We start from the raw sequence: 19,897 nt of genomic DNA on the forward strand, positions 1-19,897 counted from the left end.
AGATGGATTGGGGTACTACTATCGCATAAAAATGTATATGTGGGTCTTCTGCCCTGTCGTTTATCCCCTCTCTATTGTGTGTGTATATGGTAGGGAGAGGATTGTTTTTACTGTGCATCGGTACGACGCGTGCCGTACCGCGTTTTAACCTCCGGACACCTGAGATTAGCGCCTGGTGAATGATAGAATTCTTTCTACATTGCACAGTAGTGTGCGTATTTATCACACGCTCAATATTCAGACTTCATGCCATTAATGCACCGATTTTTAAGATTGACGAACCCATCTGTTGTGCAGGTGGCCTGATGTTCTGAAAGCTCGCCATTAACCGACGCAATCTTCTATTGCTTAGGTTTTCTGGATGAGCTATTGAAAGGAAAAAATATGGCAAAGATTCTGAAGTATGTTCTGGGTCTGGACGGCGCGAACCGTTTCGATTCGTTCTATTCTGTGGGTGCGCCGGCGCAGGGCTTTATCCGTTATTCTGCGGTGGATAACCGCGATAATCACGTCGCTGATGAAGAATTTGACGTTGAGTTTTTCCGTAGCCGTTGGCATCGTGACCCTAGCCCCGCGGAGAAGGGTTGCATGCTCAGCCATGTGAATATGTGGCGTGACTTTGTTGCGTCGGATGCTGATTGGGCGCTGATTGCCGAAGACGACATCCTTCTTTCTCCGGATGCTGAGGCGGTGGTGAACGCAATCATCACGAAGTACCCGCAGGTGCAGCTGGTGAACCTTAGCGATTCTTTTGCGAATGATGCCGGCAAGCTGAACCCGCAGGTGGAATACATCCGCCTGTCTCTGCTGTCTCCTTTTGTGCACGGTAAGTACCGTATGGGCAAGCCCTACGGTGGCTGGCCTCTGATTTGCACCGGCTTGTATTTGATTTCCCGTTCGGGTGCTGAGCTGTTGCTTAAGCAGTTTGAGGATAAGGTGCCGGGTACTGTGGCTGATGATTACAAGCTGTACCAGCAGTGGGGTGTGGATGTGCGTTTTGTGCAGCCGGGCCTGTGTGGCTGGGAGGGTAGTAGCGTCATCTTAGAGTCCGGTAAGCGTCATCTGGATAAGGTGAATAGCCTCCAGCACGGTACTGGTCCTCTGGATCGAGTGCGTATTGCGTTGGCTCCGAAGAAGCGTATTACGAACGCTAAGAACGCTCTGGAAGCCACTCTTGATGAGGTAAAGCAGCGTTTCTCGCGGTAATCTAAACTGTAACCTCCCCACCATCCACCTATGTGAAGGAACGCTGTGAACGATCTGCCCCTGCTCGGCCCTGCTGAGATTCGCGAGCTTGCCGAGATGCTCGGTATTCGTCCGACGAAGACTCTTGGGCAGAACTTTGTGATTGACCCCAATACGATTCGTCGTATTGTCAACGCGGCAGAGATTTCACCGGAGGAGACGGTGCTGGAGGTCGGCCCGGGCCTGGGTTCGTTGACCCTCGGGATCCTGGATGCTGCGAAGGATATGGTGGCGGTTGAGATTGACCCGCCGCTGGCGCAGCAGCTTCCGCACACGATTGAGAAGTTCCGCCCCGAGAAGGCAGGCGATATTGACGTGGTGCTCATGGACGCCCTGAAGGTCACCGAGCTGCCTCGCACTCCGGATGCTCTGGTGGCGAACCTGCCCTATAACGTGGCGGTTCCGGTGCTTCTGCACCTGTTTGCGCAGTTCCCGAGTATCCGTCACGCCCTGGTGATGGTTCAGGACGAGGTTGCCGACCGTCTTTCGGCCACCCCGGGTTCGAAGATCTACGGTGTGCCCTCGGTGAAGGCTAATTGGTATGCCGAGGTTTATAAGGCGGGCGTGATTGGCAAGAACGTGTTCTGGCCTGCACCGAAGATTAACTCGGGCCTGGTGGGTTTCCGTATGCGCGAGGAGCCTCTCTCGACCGTTGACCGTGACCTGGTGTTCACGATTGTGGACGCGGCCTTCGCTCAGCGCCGTAAGACTCTGCGCGCTGCGTTGAGCTCCTGGGCGGGCTCGGGTGCGCGTGCGGAGCAGATTTTGGTGGCTGCCGGTATCGCTCCGACGGAGCGCGGCGAGAAGCTGGATATTCACGGTTTTATCCGCATTGCGGAGGCTTCGCTGACTGTCCCGGCTGAGCCTGTAGCGGAGTAGCTTCTTCCCGCTCTAAATTTTTCACTGACGTTCTCACGCGAGTTCCCGCGCGAAAGGTGTATGTGCTGATGAGTACCGCCTCCCAGGTCGCTATTTCGGTTGATGCTCCCGGTAAGGTCAATCTGTACCTTGCCGTGGGGGATGTTCGTCCGGACGGCTACCACCCGTTGATTACGCTTTTTGCGGCGGTCTCTTTGATGGAGACCATCACGGTCTCTGAGGGGCAGGCATCGGGGCTGAGCTTGAGCATGGATATTGTGCCCGGCTCCCTGGTAGATCAGCAGATGCAGGCTGGCCAGTTCGATCCCGTCGACGTGCCGATGGACGAGCGGAACCTCGTATACCGTGCCGCCGAGCTGATTCTTGCCGAACACGGTATTTCTGGGCACGGCGTTGAATCCGCGCCGGCACTGCACCTGCATATTGCGAAGGCTGTGCCCGTGGCTGGCGGCATGGCGGGCGGCTCAGCGGATGCGGCGGCGGCTCTCATCGCCACGGACCGCTACCTGCACGCAACCGGCCGCACCGGCGCGCAACTGACCCAGACGGAATATGAACGTCTTGCCGCGCAGCTGGGCGCAGATATTCCCTTTAGCGTGCGTGCCGCGCTGGGCCAGACCCTCGCCCTGGGACAGGGGACAGGCACCGAGCTTCAGAACGTTGCTGCGCCTCGGGAGCCCCTGCACCTGGTGATTGTTGCCGCACAGTTTGGCCTCTCAACCCCCAGCGTGTTCAAGCAGCTGGACGCGGGCCGTGCCGCCGGTGAGTATCCCGCCTCCGGCGAGCTGATGGAACCCGTAGAGCTTCTGGAAACCCTGAATTCTTATGACGGTTCGGAGGCGGCGCTCGCCTCCTTGGCGCCGCTGCTACGTAACGACCTGCAGGCTCCGGCGCTTTCGTGCGCCCCGCAGCTGGCTGAAACCCTGGCCCTGCGCAATGACGGGGCAGCGCACGCATCTCTGGTGTCTGGCTCCGGTCCGACCGTGCTGCTACTGGCCTCTTCTCAAGCACGAGCAGAGGCTCTCGCTACCTCTCTTCGTGTTGAGGGCCACCACGCCGTAGCTGCCGAAGTTACTAGTGCGTAGCTCGTATATCTGTCACACTAGATAACGATTTATCACTCACTGACTTCTATTATTCTCTGGCGGAAAGGGAGAATCTTATGAAGGTTAAAAATATTGTTATCGCCCAGGACCGTTATAGCATTCTGGGTGGTATTAGTACCGTGAATAAGCTTCTGGGCCGTGCTTTTGAAGAAGCTGGGTACAACGTAAGTTATATGGCGCTCTTCGACAATACCGCCGGTCATCCGGACGCTCTTGAGCCGGATTTTGTGGTTAATTCGGGTCCTTTGGTGAATAAGACAACCCATAACCGACTGGTGTACAACAATCCCGGTCCTTTGGGAGCTGTATTGGCGGTTAAGAAGGGTTTTACGGTCCTGTGGGACTGCTATAACACTTTCCGGACCCGCCGTTACCTGCGGTCCTTCGGTAAAGATACTGTTGTTTTGACGTCTATGGCGAAGACAGCAGATTACATGGCGAAGTACGCTCAAGCCGATCAGAAAAAGGGAATTGGGTATATCCACGAGTTTCACAGTGGATATAACAGCGCCTATCGTCTGGACGAGGAAAAGACTCTCCGCAAGGTTGCTACGTCTTATGACTCGTTTGTAACGTTATCTGAGGGAGACGCTAAGCTCTTTGCTCAGTGGCTGAACCGCTCTGTGGACGCTGTTCCTAACCCGGTGGAACCTCTCTCAACAGAAGCTTGTGAGAAGGTACGTGAAATTGAGAAGAAGCCCATTATCCAATTTGTAGGACGATATGGACCTGAAAAAGGCCTGAATCGTATCCTCGAAAGTTTTGCTGCGTGTGCTGCTGATTTCCCTGAATGGGTATTGCGTATTAACGGTAACGGCTTGGAAGAGGAAATCCTCGCCGTTGAGAAGTACCTAGCTCAGCTTGATCCAGAAACCGCTCAGCGTGTTGAACTGGGGGGCGTGCTCAATGCAGAGGAAGTTATTGAGCATTTTGCTGAGAGTTCTCTAGCTGTTATGGCATCGGATTTCGAAGGTCTTCCCATGTCTTTCTTGGAAGCTATGCAGGTGGGTACTCCTCTGGTCTCCTATCCTTCTTCCAGCGCGCTTCAAGAGATGGTGCCTGAAATGGGGTATCTTGCGGAGGAGCCCAGCGTTGAAGCTCTGCAAGAGCAAATGCGTCTGGCGATGAGCGATGCTCAGTTGCGGGGTCAAAAGTCTGCGTTGTGTCGTGAAAAGTCTCGCACTTTCTCGCCCGAATATGTTGTTCGGCATTGGGAAAAGCTTTTCGAATCTATCCACCGTTAGTAGCCGCTGTAACGGAGAACTAAATATATGCGCAAATGCCGGTTCTAGATTCAATCTAGAACCGGCATTCCTTATATCAGTAGACCTTAGCCCAGCAATTCGGAGAGTTCGAGCCAGCGCATTTCTAGCTCGTCAATCTCATCCTGAAGTGCCTGCTGCTGCTCGCCGAGCGCCGCCAAACCGGCGTAGTCCGAGGCATTGTGCGCGCTCATCTGCTCGGAGAGCTTCTCCTGCTCTGTAGCGAGCTTGGCGAGACGGCGCTCAATCGCGCCGGATTCCTTCTGTGCTGCACGTTGCTCGGCACCGGAAACCTTCGGCCTGGCGGGCGCCTCCGCCTCCTGTGCCGAAGCCTTCTGCGTCGGAGCGGTGGAACGCGCCTGTGCGGAGCCTGCCGCCGAGCCGCCAGCACCGGCAGCAGAGAGCGCCAGGTATTCGTCCACACCACCGGGTAGGTGACGGAACGAGCCATCAATCACCGCGTACTGCTGATCTGTTACGCGCTCCATAAGGTAACGGTCGTGGCTGACCACCAGCAGGGTGCCGGGCCAGGTGTCCAGTAGATCCTCCATGGCTGCGAGCATGTCGGTGTCCAGGTCGTTGGACGGCTCGTCGAGAATCAGCACGTTCGGTTCATCCAGCAGAATCAGCATGAGTTGCAGGCGACGCTTCTGACCACCCGAAAGGTCCTTGACCGGGGTAGACAGCTGCGCGCTCGTAAAGCCCAGACGCTCCAGCATCTGCGAGGGGGACAGCTCCTTACCATCGGCAATGTAGCTACGCTTCTTGCGGCCAATCACATCCGAGACGCGGTCGTTAGCAACCTCGTTGAGCTCATCGAGCTGCTGGGTCAGGGTCGCAATCTTCACAGTCTTACCGTGCTTGACGCGGCCCTCGGTCGGCTTAAGATCACCGGTCACCAGAGAGAGCAGAGTGGACTTACCCGCGCCGTTCACGCCCAGGATTCCGGTGCGCTCGCCGGGGGCAATACGCCAGGTGACCTTCTTCAGCACGGGACGCTTGCCGCCGGGCATCGAGGGGTCGTCGTAGACGACGGAAACATTTTCGAGGTCGACCACGTCCTTGCCGAGGCGGGAGACTGCCATCTTCTTCAGCTCCACGGTGTCACGCACCGGCGGGACGTCCGCAATGAGGGCGTTGGCGGCATCAATGCGGAACTTCGGCTTGGAGGTACGCGCGGGCGCACCGCGGCGCAGCCAAGCGAGCTCCTTGCGCATCAGGTTCTGACGCTTTGCCTCCGCTGCGGCTGCCTGACGGTCACGCTCCACACGCTGCAGGATGTACGCCGCGTAGCCGCCCTCGAAGGGCTCGACGATGCGGTCGTGCACTTCCCAGGTGTCGGTACAGATTTCGTCGAGGAACCAGCGGTCGTGGGTGACGACCATGAGTCCGCCAGCATTCTTGGACCAGCGGGACTTCAGGTGGTTAGCGAGCCAGGTGATGGCTTCAACGTCCAGGTGGTTGGTGGGCTCGTCGAGCATCAGCACGTCCCACTCCTGCGCGAGCAGGGAGGCGAGCGCTACGCGTCGGCGCTGCCCACCGGAGAGCGAAGAGACGGGGGCATCCCAGGGCAGATCGGAAACCAGGCCCGAGATGACGTCGCGGATACGGGGTTGCGAGGCCCACTCGTACTCGGGGGTGTCGCCCACAATCGCGTAGCCAACCGTGTGGTCGTCGTCAAGAACATCGGACTGGTCAAGGTAGCCGATGCGGGTGCCGCCGCGCACGGTGACGCGGCCGGAGTCCGGTTCGAGCCGGCCGGCAAGGATCTTCATGAGGGTGGACTTGCCGTCGCCGTTGCGACCGACAATGCCGATGCGGTCGCCTTCGTTCAGACCGACCGTGATGCCCTCAAAGATGGTTCGGGTAGGGAATTCGAGGTGCAGCGATTCGCCGCCAAGTAGATGTGCCACGCCTTCTAGGGTACAGGGTGAGCCTTCAGTTCAAGTAGCGCTCCAAGCTTTGATGAGGGGGTACTTGGCGGTGCTGAGAAAAGCTGTGGGGATTGCGGGGTGCGCGGCTAAGTTGAGCACAGATATTTGATAAACTGAGGAAAGCATTTCCTGCATTGCGCTGTTCTGTGCCCAAAATGGCGGTCAATGACAATGGGGGCCCGTAGCTGGGAACTCATATGAATGTATGGATAATCCGCCATGGTGTAATGGCAGCACAGCGGCCTTTGGAGCCGTTTGTCTAGGTTCGAGTCCTAGTGGCGGAGCGTAAGCACTCAACGGCACCGTTGATAGAGAGTTGGCGGTCCGCGCTCACTCCTCACTCTTACAACCTCGTCTAAGGAGTCTTCCCAGTGAACACTGAACTGGCACCCTCTGCAGTGATCGTTCTCGCCGCAGGCGCTGGTACGCGCATGAAGTCCGCGACCCCCAAGGTCATGCACGGCATTGGTGGTCGTTCCATGGTTGAGCACGCTGTCGCTGCTGCACGCGACCTGAGCCCTGAGCGCCTCGCTGTTGTGGTACGTCACCAGCGCGATAAGGTTGCTGAGCATGTGCTTGCGTTTGACCCTGAGGTAACCATCGTTGATCAGGATGAGATTCCGGGTACCGGCCGCGCTGTTGAGGTCGGTCTGAACGCTCTGGATGCGCAGGCACCCGTCTCCGGCACCGTCCTGGTGACCTACGGCGATGTTCCTCTGCTGCGCCCCGAGACTCTGCGCGAACTGATTGCCTTCCACGAGGAAGACAAGAACTCCGTAACCGTCCTGACCACCCACATTGATGAGCCCGGCGCCTACGGTCGTATTGTCCGTAACCAGGCTGGCGAAGTGACCGCTATTGTTGAGGCGAAGGACGCTTCCCCCGAAGAGCTCGAAATTACCGAGATTAACTCCGGTATTTACGCTTTTGACGCCGCTGTTCTGCGTGAGGCACTGCTCGAGGTGACCACCAACAACGCACAGGGCGAGAAGTACATTACCGACGTTCTGTCCATTGCTCGTTCGAAGGGCCACCGCACCTCCGCTCTGGCTATTGAGGACCGCTGGGAGGTTGAAGGCGCTAACGACCGCGTGCAGCTGGCTCAGCTGGGCCGTATGCTCAACAACCGTATCCTTGAGGCACACATGCGCAACGGCGTGACCATCGTTGATCCGCAGAACACCTGGATTGACGTTACCGTCACCATTGAGAACGATGTGACCCTGCTGCCCGGCGTGCAACTGCATGGCTCCACCACCGTTGCTACCGGTGCCACCATTGGCCCGGACACCACCCTGACCGATATGACCGTTGAGGCTGACGCTACTGTCATCCGCGCTCACGGTTTCGGTGCTGTCATCGGCGAAGGTGCAACTGTTGGACCCTTCGCATACCTGCGCCCCGGTACCACCCTGGGCAAGGGCGCTAAGCTTGGCACTTTCTGCGAGGCTAAGAACTCGCAGATTGGTGATGGTGCCAAGGTCCCGCACCTGTCCTACGTTGGTGACGCCACCATCGGTGAAGGCGCAAACATTGGTGCAGGCTCTATTTTTGCGAACTATAACGGTCTGGTGAAGAACCGCTCCGTTATTGGAGCACATGCCCGCATGGGATCCGCGGGTATTTACGTCGCACCTGTTACCGTTGGTGACGGTGCCTACTCTGGCGCGGGCGCGCTCATCCGTAAGGATGTTCCTGCGGGCGCCCTCGCCTACTCTGAGACTTCCCAGCGCACTATCGAAGGCTGGGTCCTGAAGAACCGTGCTGGTACCGAACCCGCCGAAGCCGCCAAGGCTGCCGGCGCGCAGGAACCGGCAGAATCTTAATTCGAGGAAAGAACAACACCATGAGTAGCGAGATTACCAACCCCGGTGAGCGCAAGCTTGTAGTGGTCTCCGGTCGAGCACACCCCAAGCTTGCCGAGGAGATTGCACAGGCCCTTGATCACGACCTGCTGCCCACCTCCGCATACACCTTCGCCAATGGCGAGACCTACGTCCGTTTTGAGGAGTCGGTGCGCGGTGCGGACGCTTTCGTGATTCAGTCGCACCCGGCACCCATCAACGAATGGCTCATGGAGCAGCTCATTATGATTGATGCACTCAAGCGTGCATCTGCTCGCTCTATTACCGTGGTGTCTCCTTTCTACCCCTATGCTCGTCAGGACAAGAAGCACAAGGGTCGTGAGCCTATTTCGGCACGTCTGATTTCGGACCTGTACAAGACTGCAGGTGCTGACCGCCTGATGTGCGTGGATCTGCACACTTCGCAGATTCAGGGCTTCTTCGACGGCCCGCTGGATCACCTCTTCGCGATTCCGGTTCTGGCTAAGCACATCCGCGAGCGCGTGGAAGACTTGTCCAACGTGACCGTTGTGTCCCCGGATACCGGTCGTGTCCGAGTGGCTGAGCACTGGGCTGATCTGCTGGACGGCGCACCCCTGGCGTTCGTGCACAAGACCCGCGACATTAACGTCCCCAACCATGCTGTTTCTAAGACTGTTGTGGGTGACATCGAGGGTCGTACCTGTGTGCTGATTGACGACATGATTGACACCGGCGGCACCATTGCTGGCGCTGTGAAGGTCCTCATGGACAAGGGTGCAAAGGAAGTTATTATCGCAGCTACCCACCCGGTTCTGTCCGATCCGGCTGCTGAGCGTCTGTCTCAGTGCGGTGCTGTGGAGGTCATCGTGACTAACACCCTGCCCGTGCCGGAAGAGAAGCAGTTCGATAACCTGACTATTCTCTCCATTGCTCCGTTGATTGCTCGCGCTATCCGTGAGGTCTTCGACGAGGGCTCTGTGACCGAGATTTTCGATCACTAAGTTTTCTCAGAGCATGTAGAAAGTCCCCCGCTGACCGTTAGGTCGGTGGGGGACTTTCTTGTGCTGAGACTAAAGCTAACCCGGCAGGAGTAGATATCTGTTCCTGCCGGGTTAGTGCTGTATTTAGCGTCGTATGCTTAGCGGTGTGCCTGTGCGAGCCAGGGCAGAATCACACGCAGGGACTGCTCCACCTCATCCACTGCAACCTTCGCTGCTGCGGGGCCACGGCGGTAGGGGTCTTCCAACCTGTCGATATCGAGTGGGCGGGTACCGTAGGAGTAGAGGTAGGAAAGCGGCTCGGCGCGGCGTGCATCCTCGCGAATGCGAGCAGCCTGCTTGAGCAGCTTGATCTTGGAGTGGTGCTGGGGCCACTCGCGCACAATCCAATCAGCGTGTACCTTCTCGGCTACCAGGATGATGGTGGCGTTCTCGATAATCTGCTCGTTGATCTGGCGGGATGCGAAGCCCTCCGGATTGTAACCTCGTTCGATGAGCTCGTTAGCTACGTGTTCGTAGACGCCGTGACCGACGAGGGCACCGGTGCCTGCGCTGGAGAAGATCCACTTGTCTTCCAGCCCGTATTCTGCGGCAAGGTGCTTGGAGATGACCTCACCAGATGCGCTGCGGGCAATATTGCCGGTGCAGACGAAGACAGCTTCGAAGGGGCCGTCGCCGCTCGTACTGCCGGTACGGTTGAGGGTTTTGGGGGAGAGCTTGAACAGCGGGGTGCGCTCGCCTCGGGAGTCAGTAGCGGGGGAGGACTGTACGTTTCCTGCGCTCTGGTTGTTGGCTTCTTCGGGGTCGGCGAGCTCTTCGGCATCGATCGTGGGCGCGTTGTGGTGGCCGACGCGGATGATGCTGGGGCCGGTGGTCTTACCGTCTACGTCGAGGATGTCGCCGGGGGTGGCCTCGATGTCGGTGTGGATGAGGGGCTGCGCGGAGACGGTTGCGGTACCGTCGGCGCTGAGCTCTTCTTCAGGCGTGACTTCCTGGCTGGCTACCTCGGTGGGGGAACGGACTTCGTAGTCTTGGATGGCTTCGCGGAGCGAACCGTCGGGGGTGATGGTACGGCTGGCTACCCCGCGGCGGTTCTTGCCCGCCAGTTCGGGGTTGCTCTTAATGAGGGAACGGACTCCGTCGGCAATATTTGCGGAGGAAGAAGCGGGGGTTGCCGGGTGCTCCTCGGCGGTTTCTGCCGAGTTGGTTTTGTCCTCGGAGGACCCCCACGCGTACTTGTCCTTGAGGGACTTAATGTTGAAGATGCCCATCAAAAAGCCTTTTCTAATTGACGTACCCAACAGTGAACAGGGAAGCCGGAAGTGCTGGGTTGGTTGAATGAATAGTATCTATCATACCGAGTTACTTGCACCTTCAACGGTTCCTTTTCCTGTGTGTGGCGAATGCCCTACAGGTGTACGTAAAGTTGACATCTCTCCCAGTTTTTCCACGAAAGATGACCTAAAGTACAGAAAACCCTCTAAAGCTGAGGAAAGCCTGCGTGCTAAAATTATGCCTAGCATCTGCTCATCACTCCTTAAACTCATAGGCCCGCCTGTATCTTGTGGGCGGGTCGAGAAAGGCATCATGAACCTTCTCGCAACAAAAACTTCGGTTCTATCCGCATACCCTAGATCGGCTTTTTCTCAAAAGATGCTGAGATTTAACGGGCTTCTTTATAACCTGTTACATTTCTCTTCTCCAAACGACGGCAGTAAGGGAGGCACGGAGAGCGTATCTCCCTATGGCGGGTAGCAGAGTTTAAACAGACTTACGACACCAGAAACGATGTTTATGGTGCAGAATGTTATATTTTGAGATATTTATTTCAAGCTTGTTTATTTTTGAAAGCATTGCATCGCATCTAATGGTAAAATTTGGATTCAAATCCGGAGTTTATCACAGATACTGTAATTGTTTTTCTCATGCTCAAGTTATTTGTTCTATTGCGGATGGTTATCTGCAGAAGGTACAGGTTTTATCGTGAAGAGTATGTACTCTAAGATCCGACTTTTCTTCCCTGGTAAGAAATTTAGGCTCCTTATCGTCAATGTCATTGGTCTTTTCCTTGTGTCGCTATTCGAGATGCTTGGTGTTGCGCTGGTGCTTCCCCTGGTAAACCTTGCTATGGGAGCCCCGCGTGAGGGTGTCATTTTGGAAGTTTCTAATTTCTTTGGCAGTCCGGACACACCGACCTTGATTATCATCTTTGGTTTGACTCTTGTTACAGCGTTTGTCCTTAAAGGTGTTTTTTCGCTTGTGGTCCGTCGCTGGAGTCTTAGTTTTCTTGCCACCCAGCAGAGTGCGGTATCTGTAGCTCTCTTGAACAGGTATACTCGTGAGCCTTACTTGGATCACCGCAAGCGTGGTGCAGCCCCAATTTATAACGCGGTGAACGACGTCACTGCCCAGACATATGGAGCGTTTGTTGGTGGAGTATTAGGATTTATCGGTGAATTGCTGTCGATTCTAATGCTTATGGTTATGTTGCTGGTTATTATGCCTGTGCCGGCGTTATTGGCGATGGTTTATTTTGGCTTGACGTCCTTCGTCCTGCAGAGTGTTCTTAAGCGTAAGAACCGTGAGCAGGGTGTTATTGTCCTGAATGCGACTAAAGGCGCATGGTCTGCGATGATTGAGTCGGTAGATAGCTTCCGTGAGATTCGTCTGTATGACGCGACTGATCGTTACATGTATCGTTACCAGGAAAAGCGTCTGGATGCGGTAAGTGCTTCTATGCGTAGTGCTTTCCTGTCCGAATTTCCGAAGTACACCCTTGAAATTATTTTTATCTTGGGTATTGCGGGTCTTCTTGCGTTTATGAGCGCAACTCAGGGTGCAGATAGCACTGGGTATCTGCTTCTCTTCGCGGGTGCTTGTATCCGAATCCTGCCGAACTACACTCGCATGGTGGCATCCCTTGGCAACATTCGTGCAGGTGAACATGCCAGCGACGAACTTGTGAAGGAGATTGAGCAGCTCACGCCTGAAGCCCGAATGTTTAACCTAGCTTCCAAGCCTGTTGTTCCGGATGATTACGAGTACATCAATAAAACGATTGAACCGATTAACATTCAGGTTGATAATTTGAGCTTCCAGTACCCTGATGGCGATAAGCCGGTTCTTAACAATATTATGCTGGATGTCCCGATGGGATCCTCAATTGCCTTCGTGGGTGGCTCTGGGTCGGGCAAGACGACTCTAATTGACCTAATCTTGGGCCTCTTTGCTCCGACTAATGGACAGGTACTGAAGAATGGTGAGTCGATTCAAAAGGATTTGCGTTCTTGGCATCAGCGTATCGGTTATGTGCCTCAGGATGTTTTTATCGCAGACTGTACTGTAACTGAAGCAGTTGCTTTTGGCCTTGAGCCACATGAGATTGATGTGGAGCGTGTTAAGTACTGCCTTGAAGTTGCTGCGCTGACTGAGGTAGTAGAGTCCTTGGAAAATGGCCTGGACACTAAACTGGGGTACAACGCGACCCGTCTTTCGGGCGGCCAGAAGCAGCGTATGGGCATTGCCCGTGCCCTGTACCGTAACCCGAGCGTGTTGATTTTGGACGAAGCGACCAGTGCATTGGACAACGAGACTGAGCACAAGATTACGAAGACCATTGAGCGAATCTCGAAGGATATCACTGTAATTATTGTCGCTCACCGTCTATCGACAGTTCGCAATGTTGATCAGCTGGTTTATCTCTCCAATGGCCGAATTGCTAATCAAGGCACCTTCGCTGAGGTGCAGCGAGCAAACGCAGAGTTCGCTAACCTGGTGAAGCTGGGCCAGTTGCCGGACTAGTCTCATAGGTCGCGTATCTAAATTAGAGGGGCTCTCGTCATGAACGAGAGCCCCTTCTTTTATTACAACATGTTATTGTATTTTTACCGTCTGGAAAGATCTGTGTTAAATACCTGTACTCGTCTTCTCTTTGAGCAAATGAACGATTTCTTTAAACTCTTGAGGCAAAGAGCCAATAGGTGTAAGAGGGCCGGTTGGATGCCAAGTGATAGTTTCATTGTCAACCTCGCCGTGTAAAAGTGCTTCCCAAAGGGGGGTAGCACTTTCAACGGTTATATCACCATTACGTCTCCAATGGTAGCCCATATCTTCAGGCAGATCGGTGGCTTCCAACGCCTTAGCCCCTTGATGTAGCTTGCGAGCAAATTGTTCCTTTGAACGCCAGGGGTAGTGGATAATAGCAACTTCATTAAGTTTCTGCTTACCCGGCGCAATGACCTCATGGTTGCCCATTTTGATAACTGCATTTTCCCAGCGCGAGAAACACACTTTCAGGTCCCAGTGGGGAGTCGGATCAATCCTGAGAGTAGGTCCTTCAATACTGGGAAAAACGTTGTATAGCTTCGTCAGCTCGATAGTGTGACTCTTTTGCGAGCGTAGGACTTCCGATAGCGGAGCCGAAACACCATACCAAAATTCATCAGCGTCGAAAGGGATAATCCATTCAGCGCCCGCTTCCATCACCCGGTCAGCAAGCCAAGTCATTTTCTCTGATTGGTAGTAGGCTAGTTCACGGTCCTGAATAACGTGCACGGGTAGAATCTTGCTGAGTTCGAGCAGTATCTCATAGGTCCCGTCTGAAGAGCCATTATCAGCTGCTAAGATATGGTCCACACCTTGACCGAGTAGATGTCGGATTGTCTGCTCGACGATATCTGCTTCGTTCTTCACCATGGTTATGCCCCAGATAAAGGGGCCGGAGGGGAGAACCGTGTGGGTAAATGTTTTGTTAAGCGAAGCGTAACGTTCTTTAAACTCAGCACTCTCACGAAGTGCAATGGCTTCGCGTTTATTATCATGATTTATCTTTAGCAGGAAAAGCTGGTGCTTGAGGGATTTAAGAATGTTAATCACAGCTACTCACCCGTAATCCAGTTTTTACCTTCGGGGTGATGCACAGCAACCCAATGAGTGCGGTGCATCTTTGGGCGGCGCTGATAGATATGGGCATCTTTAGGAAGAAGTTGATGAATATCAGGGGAAAAGACAATCTTCTGAGTCAACAACTCACCGATGTAAGCACCCCAATAGCCGAAGGTCGTATTAGTTAGAATTAGGTAAGGTGCGCTGGCCACAAGCGCCAGGTCATCGAACATGCCGGAACCCTGCTTTTCGAAAATGCATGGCGCAACCGAATTTAGATGTGAGAGATTTTCCTCACACCACTGAAGATCGTCCGATACAAAAATAATCTTTGAAGGAGTAACGGTCTCCTGAAGCTTCTTCAGCGCTTCCTCCACATAGGTCACCGTATCAATTCCGAAAATCTCATTAATTTGAGGCACAGAATAGTAATCGCCACGGCGAATGTTAATAACGAGAGAACTTTCATCCACTACGTTCTGCATTCTTGCAAGGCGCTTGCTAAAGGATTCTGAAGAAAGAAGGTATTCGCGAATAAAAAAGTGCAAATCTTCTTCGCTGATATCCTTTTCAATATCCGTCGGGAAGTAGCCGCTACGGCGGGTAAAGAACTTGTACTCTGACGAGGGAGCCGTAATGGAGGCAAGCTTCGGGAACTCCTCGGTCCATGCCTCCATTCCGGGACCATAGAGCAAAGATGCTTTGTCGGTACCGTGATGGCGCAGAGTAGCGGCGCGGGCCCATAGATACAGCCAATTACCTCCCCGGGAGATAGGGTAGGAAAGGAGAATAAATTTTTCGCCACGACGCAGAAGGTTAATATATTTCGCCAGATACTTATGGTGAATAGAATTGTAAGCCGCATTGACAGCACGTTTGAAAGTGGGTTGCTGAACAGTGTATACAGCAACCCTTTCTGATTCATTGATGGTTTGGATATCAGAATCCACGAGAAAGTCCCCTTTCGGATGTATGAGATAGCGAGTTGATAGTGGGTGAGTATTTGTCGACTGCATAGGTAAATGAAAAGTGCAGCTGAAAAAGTAGTGAAGTTGTATAATCCTAGAGACGATAGTGCCCACAGTTACGGTGGTTTCTATCATCCCTCTCACTCAAGAAAGATTGTAATACATGACCTTCCATCCCCGCGTATCTGCGGTTATTCCTTTCTACGGCGAGCCGGAGCCGGTTCTTGCCATTATTGACACTCTGCGTGCTCAGCAGGGTATTGACCCCGCCGATATTGAAATCGTCGTCTCGGATGACGTTTCGCCCACCCCCTTCCCCGAGGTTGAGGGTGTGACCGTGGTTCGCCGCCCTGTGAATGGTGGTTTCGGTAAAGCTGTGAACTCCGGTGTTGCTGCCGCGACCGGTGAATGGGTTTTCATCCTCAACAGCGACCTGGAACTGGATAACACCTTTGTCTCGCGCATGCTCGCAGCCGTGGAACGCCACGGCGAGGTGCTGGCTAGCCCGCAGATTATTGGCCACGACGGCAAGCAGCAGTGGGTCGCACGCAAGTTCCCCACCGCAGCGCATGTGGCGTGGGAATGGTTCACTCTGCTAGCTCGTTTCAAGCCGACTAACTGGTGGCACCGCGGTGTCGGCCACGATGTTGAGGCATGCACCGGCACCTCGGACGCGAAGGTCGACTGGGTTATGGGTGCGTGCATGGTCGTTCCTCGCGCGACCTTCAACCGCATTGGTGGCATGGATGAGCGTTTCTACATGAACAGCGAAGAGGTGGATTTCCAGTACCGCCTCTCGAACGCTGGTGTGGACCGTTACCTGATTCCTTCGGTGACTGTAACCCACGAGGGTGGCGGATCTTCGCCTTCAGCACGTCGTATTCAGTGGCTGACCACCGCCCGCTTCATCTATGCGGATAAGTGGGGCTGGGAGAAGAAGCTCGCTGTTGCTTTGCGTGCTACCAGCTACGCGAACTTCCTGGTGAACTCGGTGCGCGGCCTGCGCAATAAGGACGTGGACGCTCGTGGCTTCCTCGCCACCGAGCTGGAGCGTATCGCCAAGGCAGAGCGCCGCGAGAACTAGGCGCGAAACGTGCGGAATCTACAGCGGCAGTTCCGCAAGATTTTTAGCCCTCTTCGTCAGAAGGTGCATATAGAACGTAGGAGGCGACACAGTGCATTCGAGTGTGTCGTCTCCTGCTTTCGTTGTAAAATTTCAGTAGGTATGTTTTGCCTCAAGCTGCAGGTGAAACTTTCCGTTCCTCTTCACTCCAACACATAGCACCGCACGGTTCTACCCTGCGGGTTCTCATAGCAAACGCCGACAGGATTCAATCCTCATATGACTCAGCCCAAACTTCTACTGCTCTCACCCGCATTCCACGGGTACTGGAAGGCAATTCAAGCATCCCTGGAAGTGCACGGATACGAAGTGTGCACCCACATCTACGATGCGCCGGGTACTCTGCCCGAGCGCATCCTCAACAAGCTTGCCCACGAACTGCCTGAGAAGTACCGCCCCGAAAGCTTCGCAGCGCAGGCAACCCGTAAGGCTATTGACGCTTTCAACGAGTTCCGCCCGGATATTGTGCTGGTCATTAAGGGCGATATGCTCTCCCGCGAATGGTGGGACCTGCTGGATACCTCCGGTGTTCGCTACGGCACCTGGCTTTACGACGAAATGCGTCGTATGAGCTACACCGAAGAGGACCTGCACCACCTGGGTGCGCTGGCAAGCTACAGCCCGCTGGATGCGCAGCACCTGCGTGAGCAGGGCTTCGAGGTGCTCGACATGCCCAACGCCTACGACACCCATTGCCCGGTTGTCCCCATGCGTGAGGATTCCATCAACTTTGTGGGCGCTAAGTATCCCAACCGTGAGGAGACCCTGCAGGCGCTGGTCGCAGCCGGTCTACCGGTGCGTGCTTACGGTCGTGCCTGGTCGCGTCACCCCTACGATATTCTGCGCACTAAGCAGTTCAAGGATTCCGGCGTGCCCGCAGGTCGCGATGTTGACCGCTCCGAGGCGTACGGTATTATGGCGTCCTCCCCGGCAACGCTGAACATCCACAATAACCAGGATGGTTTCACCATGCGTACCTTTGAGGCTCCCGGCGTGGGCGCTCTGCAGGTGATTGACCGCGCTGACGTGGATCGCTACTACATTCCTGGGGAAGAGGTTCTGGTCTACGAGAGCATTGATGAGCTCATCGAGATTTGTACCCGTATTTTCCGTGAGCCGAAGTGGGCTCGTCAGATTCGTGAAGCTGGTCAGAAGCGTACTCTGGCTGAGCACACCTTCGATCAGCGTGTAAAGATTTTGGAGCAGCTATGGGCCTAAACCTTTCTAAGATTGTGACCAAGATGCCGAGCGTGCGTTGGCACATGGCAGACCTGCTGGGCAAGACCCTGTACTCGCGGGCGTTCGGCTCTTTCGGTTCGGGGACTGTTCTTGTCCGCCCTCTGCGTATGGTCGGTGTAGAGAACATCTACCTTGGTGACCAGATCGCAATTTACGAGGATGCCTGGATCGCTTCTGAAGCCGGAGGTATTCTGCGTATTGGTTCTGGGACCTATGTCGGTCACCGTAGCCATATTCACGCTCTGTCGAATGTGACTATTGGTAAGGATTGTGTCTTTGCCGATAACGTGATGGTCAATTCTGGCGAGCACCCTCTGGACTCTCTGCATGATGTGCAGCCCGGAGGCGACATCGTGATTGGCGATCGCGTTTTCCTTGGTCAGAATGTGTCCGTGCTCGGTGGTGTCACCATTGGAGATGGTGCGGTGATTGGTGCTGGAGCTGTGGTCACCCGCGACATTCCGGCTAACGCTGTGGCTGTGGGCATCCCGGCTACCGTTATTCGAGTCCGTTCTGGGGAGAAGCAGGATGCTTAAATACCCTCTAGATTTGGATGCTTGGCAGGCGTGGCAGAGGCGTCAGAAGAAGCTGAAGTGGGCTAAGTATAAGCTGAAAGCGCTTCTTGACTCTGCACGTTCCCGAACCATTGCGGAGGAACCCGTACACGGCCTTCTGTACACTCGCGGTACTAAGCCTCAGGTGCTGATCGTTATGGATTCGTTCTCTCCGACGAACCGCAACGCAATCTTGGAGCCTCTTAAGCATCTAGATGCTGTTGACGTGGCTCTGTGGGTTCCTGAGGACGCTAGCGAGTACCTGGACGGACAGTACGCGAGCGAGCACTACTCGCGCAAGGACTGGACCGAGCAGGAGATTTCCGGTGACGAGCTGATGCGCCTCCTGCCTGATATTCGCATTGTGCTTTCTGCAGCCCAGTTCCTCAGCCGCGGTGCAGTAGCTTACGAGTTCTCTCGTGCAATTGGCGCAGAGTACTGGATGGTTCAGCACGGCCTGCTGGTGCCTCAGGCACCGCCGCTACCGGTCGGATGTACCCTGCTGGCTTTCAGCGAAGCTGATGCCGAATTCTGGGCATCAGGCCGCCGCGATGTCACCACTCACGCGGTGGGTTCGCAGCTGCTCTACCTCGCGGCGCAGAAGGCAGCCGGTGCTGAGGCGCAGAAACAGAACGACCTGGAACCGATCTTCCTAGGACAGATGCACGGTGCGGAACTGCCGCGCGCATCCTTCGCGTACGCTTCGCACTCCTTCTTGAAGAAGTTTGGTGGAACCTACCGCCCGCACCCGAGCGAGAAGGACAAGCTGTCGGTGCTGACCCACAAGCTGTGGGAGAAGGAAGGCATCCGCATTGACCGCTCCGGCACTCCGCTGAACGAGGTGCCAAACCCGGTGGTGTCCATCTTCTCTACCGGTGTTTTGGAGGCTGCGATCCGCGGTATCCCGGCGTGGGTTTACCACCCGGCACCGCCGGCATGGCTTGTGGAATTCTGGGACCGCTACGGCATGAACCAGTGGGGTCAGGAACCGACCCCGGCACCGGTTCAGCCGAAGAAGGAACCGGCACAGCGTATCGCTGAACTCATGATTGAAACTTTGGAGGCATAATGCGTATTCTCTGCGTCATCCCCGTGCGCGGTGGCTCAAAGGGCATTCCGCGTAAGAACCTGCGCCCCATCGCGGGTAAGCCGCTGGTCGCATGGACCATCGAGCAGGCACTGGCTGCTAAGGAAGAAGTAGCCGGCGAGCACGAGCTGCGTGTTGTCGTCTCCACCGACGATGCTGAGCTGGCTGATATCGCCCGCGAGTACGGTGCTGAGGTACCGTTCATTCGTCCGGCACACCTGGCTGAAGACACCACCGCAACCGAGCCGGTCATCGAGCACGCCATCGAGTTCTACACCGAAAACGGTTGGGAACCCGAGGCTGTCATGTTGCTGCAGGCAACCAGCCCGGTGCGTCTGCCCGGTACTCTGGCTCGTGCGGTCCGCCAGTTCGCGGAGAACGGTAAGGACTCCATGGTCGGTGTGATTCCGATTGGTCCGTTCATCTGGACTTGGCACGCTGACGGTGAGCCCACCGCGGCGTTCGAGATTATGGCTCGCCCGCGCCGCCAGGAGCTGACCAAGGAAACCTTCCGCTACCGTGAGAACGGTTCAATGTACATCACCAAGACCCACGTGTACACGGACCACCACAACCGCCTGGCGGGCTACCCCGGCGGTACCATTGATTTGTTCATGCTGGACGAGGTCGAGGGCGTCGACATTGACGCGCCGATTGACTTCTCCGTGGCAGAGCACCAGCTCACTCAGATCCTGGCCGAAGGCAAGTAACCTTCACCCGCGGCAGTACCTCGTCTGCCGCTCCCGGCTTGACCGGCACTCAGGCATTCAACTAAACACTCAAACGAAAAGG

16 protein-coding genes and 1 tRNA gene are annotated in these 19,897 nt (G+C 55.3%); 13 read left to right on the top strand and 4 right to left on the bottom strand.

Features of this window, described 5'->3' with window-relative positions:
- The first annotated feature begins 384 nt into the window (after positions 1-384).
- The 4 genes from HMPREF2712_RS01070 to HMPREF2712_RS01085 all read left to right on the top strand — a co-directional run bounded on the left by HMPREF2712_RS01070 (position 385) and on the right by HMPREF2712_RS01085 (position 4,474).
- Positions 385-1,206: a glycosyltransferase family 25 protein gene (locus HMPREF2712_RS01070; RefSeq protein WP_070819034.1), complete on the top strand. Its 822-nt coding sequence runs from the start codon at positions 385-387 to the stop codon at positions 1,204-1,206.
- A 45-nt stretch (positions 1,207-1,251) separates the two neighbouring features.
- Positions 1,252-2,124: a 16S rRNA (adenine(1518)-N(6)/adenine(1519)-N(6))-dimethyltransferase RsmA gene (gene rsmA, locus HMPREF2712_RS01075; protein ID WP_049332986.1), complete on the top strand. Its 873-nt coding sequence runs from the start codon at positions 1,252-1,254 to the stop codon at positions 2,122-2,124.
- A 68-nt stretch (positions 2,125-2,192) separates the two neighbouring features.
- On the top strand, positions 2,193-3,209 hold the full coding sequence (locus tag HMPREF2712_RS01080; protein ID WP_070819035.1) for a GHMP family kinase ATP-binding protein: 1,017 nt from the start codon (positions 2,193-2,195) through the stop codon (positions 3,207-3,209).
- A gap of 77 nt (positions 3,210-3,286) precedes the next feature.
- Entirely contained in the window at positions 3,287-4,474 is a 1,188-nt protein-coding gene (locus HMPREF2712_RS01085) for a glycosyltransferase (protein WP_070819036.1), read from the top strand.
- Positions 4,475-4,560: 86 nt separating this feature from the next.
- Here HMPREF2712_RS01085 and HMPREF2712_RS01090 read toward each other — a convergent pair whose 3' ends face one another.
- Complete coding sequence (locus tag HMPREF2712_RS01090; RefSeq protein WP_070819037.1) at positions 4,561-6,405, bottom strand: ABC-F family ATP-binding cassette domain-containing protein; 1,845 nt, start codon at positions 6,403-6,405, stop codon at positions 4,561-4,563.
- A 234-nt stretch (positions 6,406-6,639) separates the two neighbouring features.
- Here HMPREF2712_RS01090 and HMPREF2712_RS01095 point away from each other — a divergent pair.
- The 3 genes from HMPREF2712_RS01095 (at position 6,640) to HMPREF2712_RS01105 (ending at position 9,253) form a co-directional block, all read left to right on the top strand.
- A tRNA-Gln gene (locus tag HMPREF2712_RS01095) sits at positions 6,640-6,710 on the top strand.
- An 87-nt stretch (positions 6,711-6,797) separates the two neighbouring features.
- On the top strand, positions 6,798-8,252 hold the full coding sequence (gene glmU / locus HMPREF2712_RS01100; RefSeq protein WP_049352072.1) for a bifunctional UDP-N-acetylglucosamine diphosphorylase/glucosamine-1-phosphate N-acetyltransferase GlmU: 1,455 nt from the start codon (positions 6,798-6,800) through the stop codon (positions 8,250-8,252).
- Positions 8,253-8,272: 20 nt separating this feature from the next.
- Positions 8,273-9,253: a ribose-phosphate diphosphokinase gene (locus tag HMPREF2712_RS01105; RefSeq protein WP_005508913.1), complete on the top strand. Its 981-nt coding sequence runs from the start codon at positions 8,273-8,275 to the stop codon at positions 9,251-9,253.
- Between the two features lie 137 nt (positions 9,254-9,390).
- Here the strand turns inward: HMPREF2712_RS01105 and HMPREF2712_RS01110 are convergent, their stop codons facing one another.
- Entirely contained in the window at positions 9,391-10,521 is a 1,131-nt protein-coding gene (locus tag HMPREF2712_RS01110) for an arsenate reductase/protein-tyrosine-phosphatase family protein (protein ID WP_070819038.1), read from the bottom strand.
- A 721-nt stretch (positions 10,522-11,242) separates the two neighbouring features.
- Here HMPREF2712_RS01110 and HMPREF2712_RS01115 point away from each other — a divergent pair.
- Entirely contained in the window at positions 11,243-13,051 is a 1,809-nt protein-coding gene (locus HMPREF2712_RS01115) for an ABC transporter ATP-binding protein (RefSeq protein ID WP_246828646.1), read from the top strand.
- 105 nt (positions 13,052-13,156) lie between these two features.
- Here the strand turns inward: HMPREF2712_RS01115 and HMPREF2712_RS01120 are convergent, their stop codons facing one another.
- Together HMPREF2712_RS01120 and HMPREF2712_RS01125 are read right to left on the bottom strand one after the other, a co-directional pair.
- The gene (locus tag HMPREF2712_RS01120; protein WP_070819040.1) at positions 13,157-14,125 is read right to left on the bottom strand and encodes a glycosyltransferase family 2 protein; all 969 of its coding nucleotides are present in this window, start codon (positions 14,123-14,125) and stop codon (positions 13,157-13,159) included.
- Positions 14,126-14,127: 2 nt separating this feature from the next.
- Positions 14,128-15,084, bottom strand: coding sequence for an alpha-1,2-fucosyltransferase (locus tag HMPREF2712_RS01125; RefSeq protein WP_168167385.1), 957 nt, complete (start codon positions 15,082-15,084; stop codon positions 14,128-14,130).
- A 181-nt stretch (positions 15,085-15,265) separates the two neighbouring features.
- Between HMPREF2712_RS01125 and HMPREF2712_RS01130 the strand changes: the two genes are divergently transcribed.
- From HMPREF2712_RS01130 to HMPREF2712_RS01150, 5 genes are all read left to right on the top strand, one after another.
- On the top strand, positions 15,266-16,186 hold the full coding sequence (locus HMPREF2712_RS01130; protein ID WP_070819042.1) for a glycosyltransferase family 2 protein: 921 nt from the start codon (positions 15,266-15,268) through the stop codon (positions 16,184-16,186).
- Between the two features lie 258 nt (positions 16,187-16,444).
- The gene (locus tag HMPREF2712_RS01135) at positions 16,445-17,443 is read left to right on the top strand and encodes a CgeB family protein (protein WP_070819043.1); all 999 of its coding nucleotides are present in this window, start codon (positions 16,445-16,447) and stop codon (positions 17,441-17,443) included.
- Positions 17,434-18,000, top strand: coding sequence for an acyltransferase (locus HMPREF2712_RS01140; RefSeq protein WP_012904026.1), 567 nt, complete (start codon positions 17,434-17,436; stop codon positions 17,998-18,000). Before HMPREF2712_RS01135 ends, HMPREF2712_RS01140 begins: the two co-directional genes overlap by 10 nt.
- The gene (locus tag HMPREF2712_RS01145) at positions 17,993-19,087 is read left to right on the top strand and encodes an RNA-binding protein (RefSeq protein ID WP_070819044.1); all 1,095 of its coding nucleotides are present in this window, start codon (positions 17,993-17,995) and stop codon (positions 19,085-19,087) included. Before HMPREF2712_RS01140 ends, HMPREF2712_RS01145 begins: the two co-directional genes overlap by 8 nt.
- Complete coding sequence (locus HMPREF2712_RS01150; RefSeq protein WP_005508906.1) at positions 19,087-19,815, top strand: acylneuraminate cytidylyltransferase family protein; 729 nt, start codon at positions 19,087-19,089, stop codon at positions 19,813-19,815. Before HMPREF2712_RS01145 ends, HMPREF2712_RS01150 begins: the two co-directional genes overlap by 1 nt.
- Positions 19,816-19,897 lie beyond the last annotated feature (82 nt).

The organism is Rothia sp. HMSC064F07, from assembly GCF_001837265.1.
Taxonomy (GTDB): domain Bacteria; phylum Actinomycetota; class Actinomycetes; order Actinomycetales; family Micrococcaceae; genus Rothia; species Rothia mucilaginosa.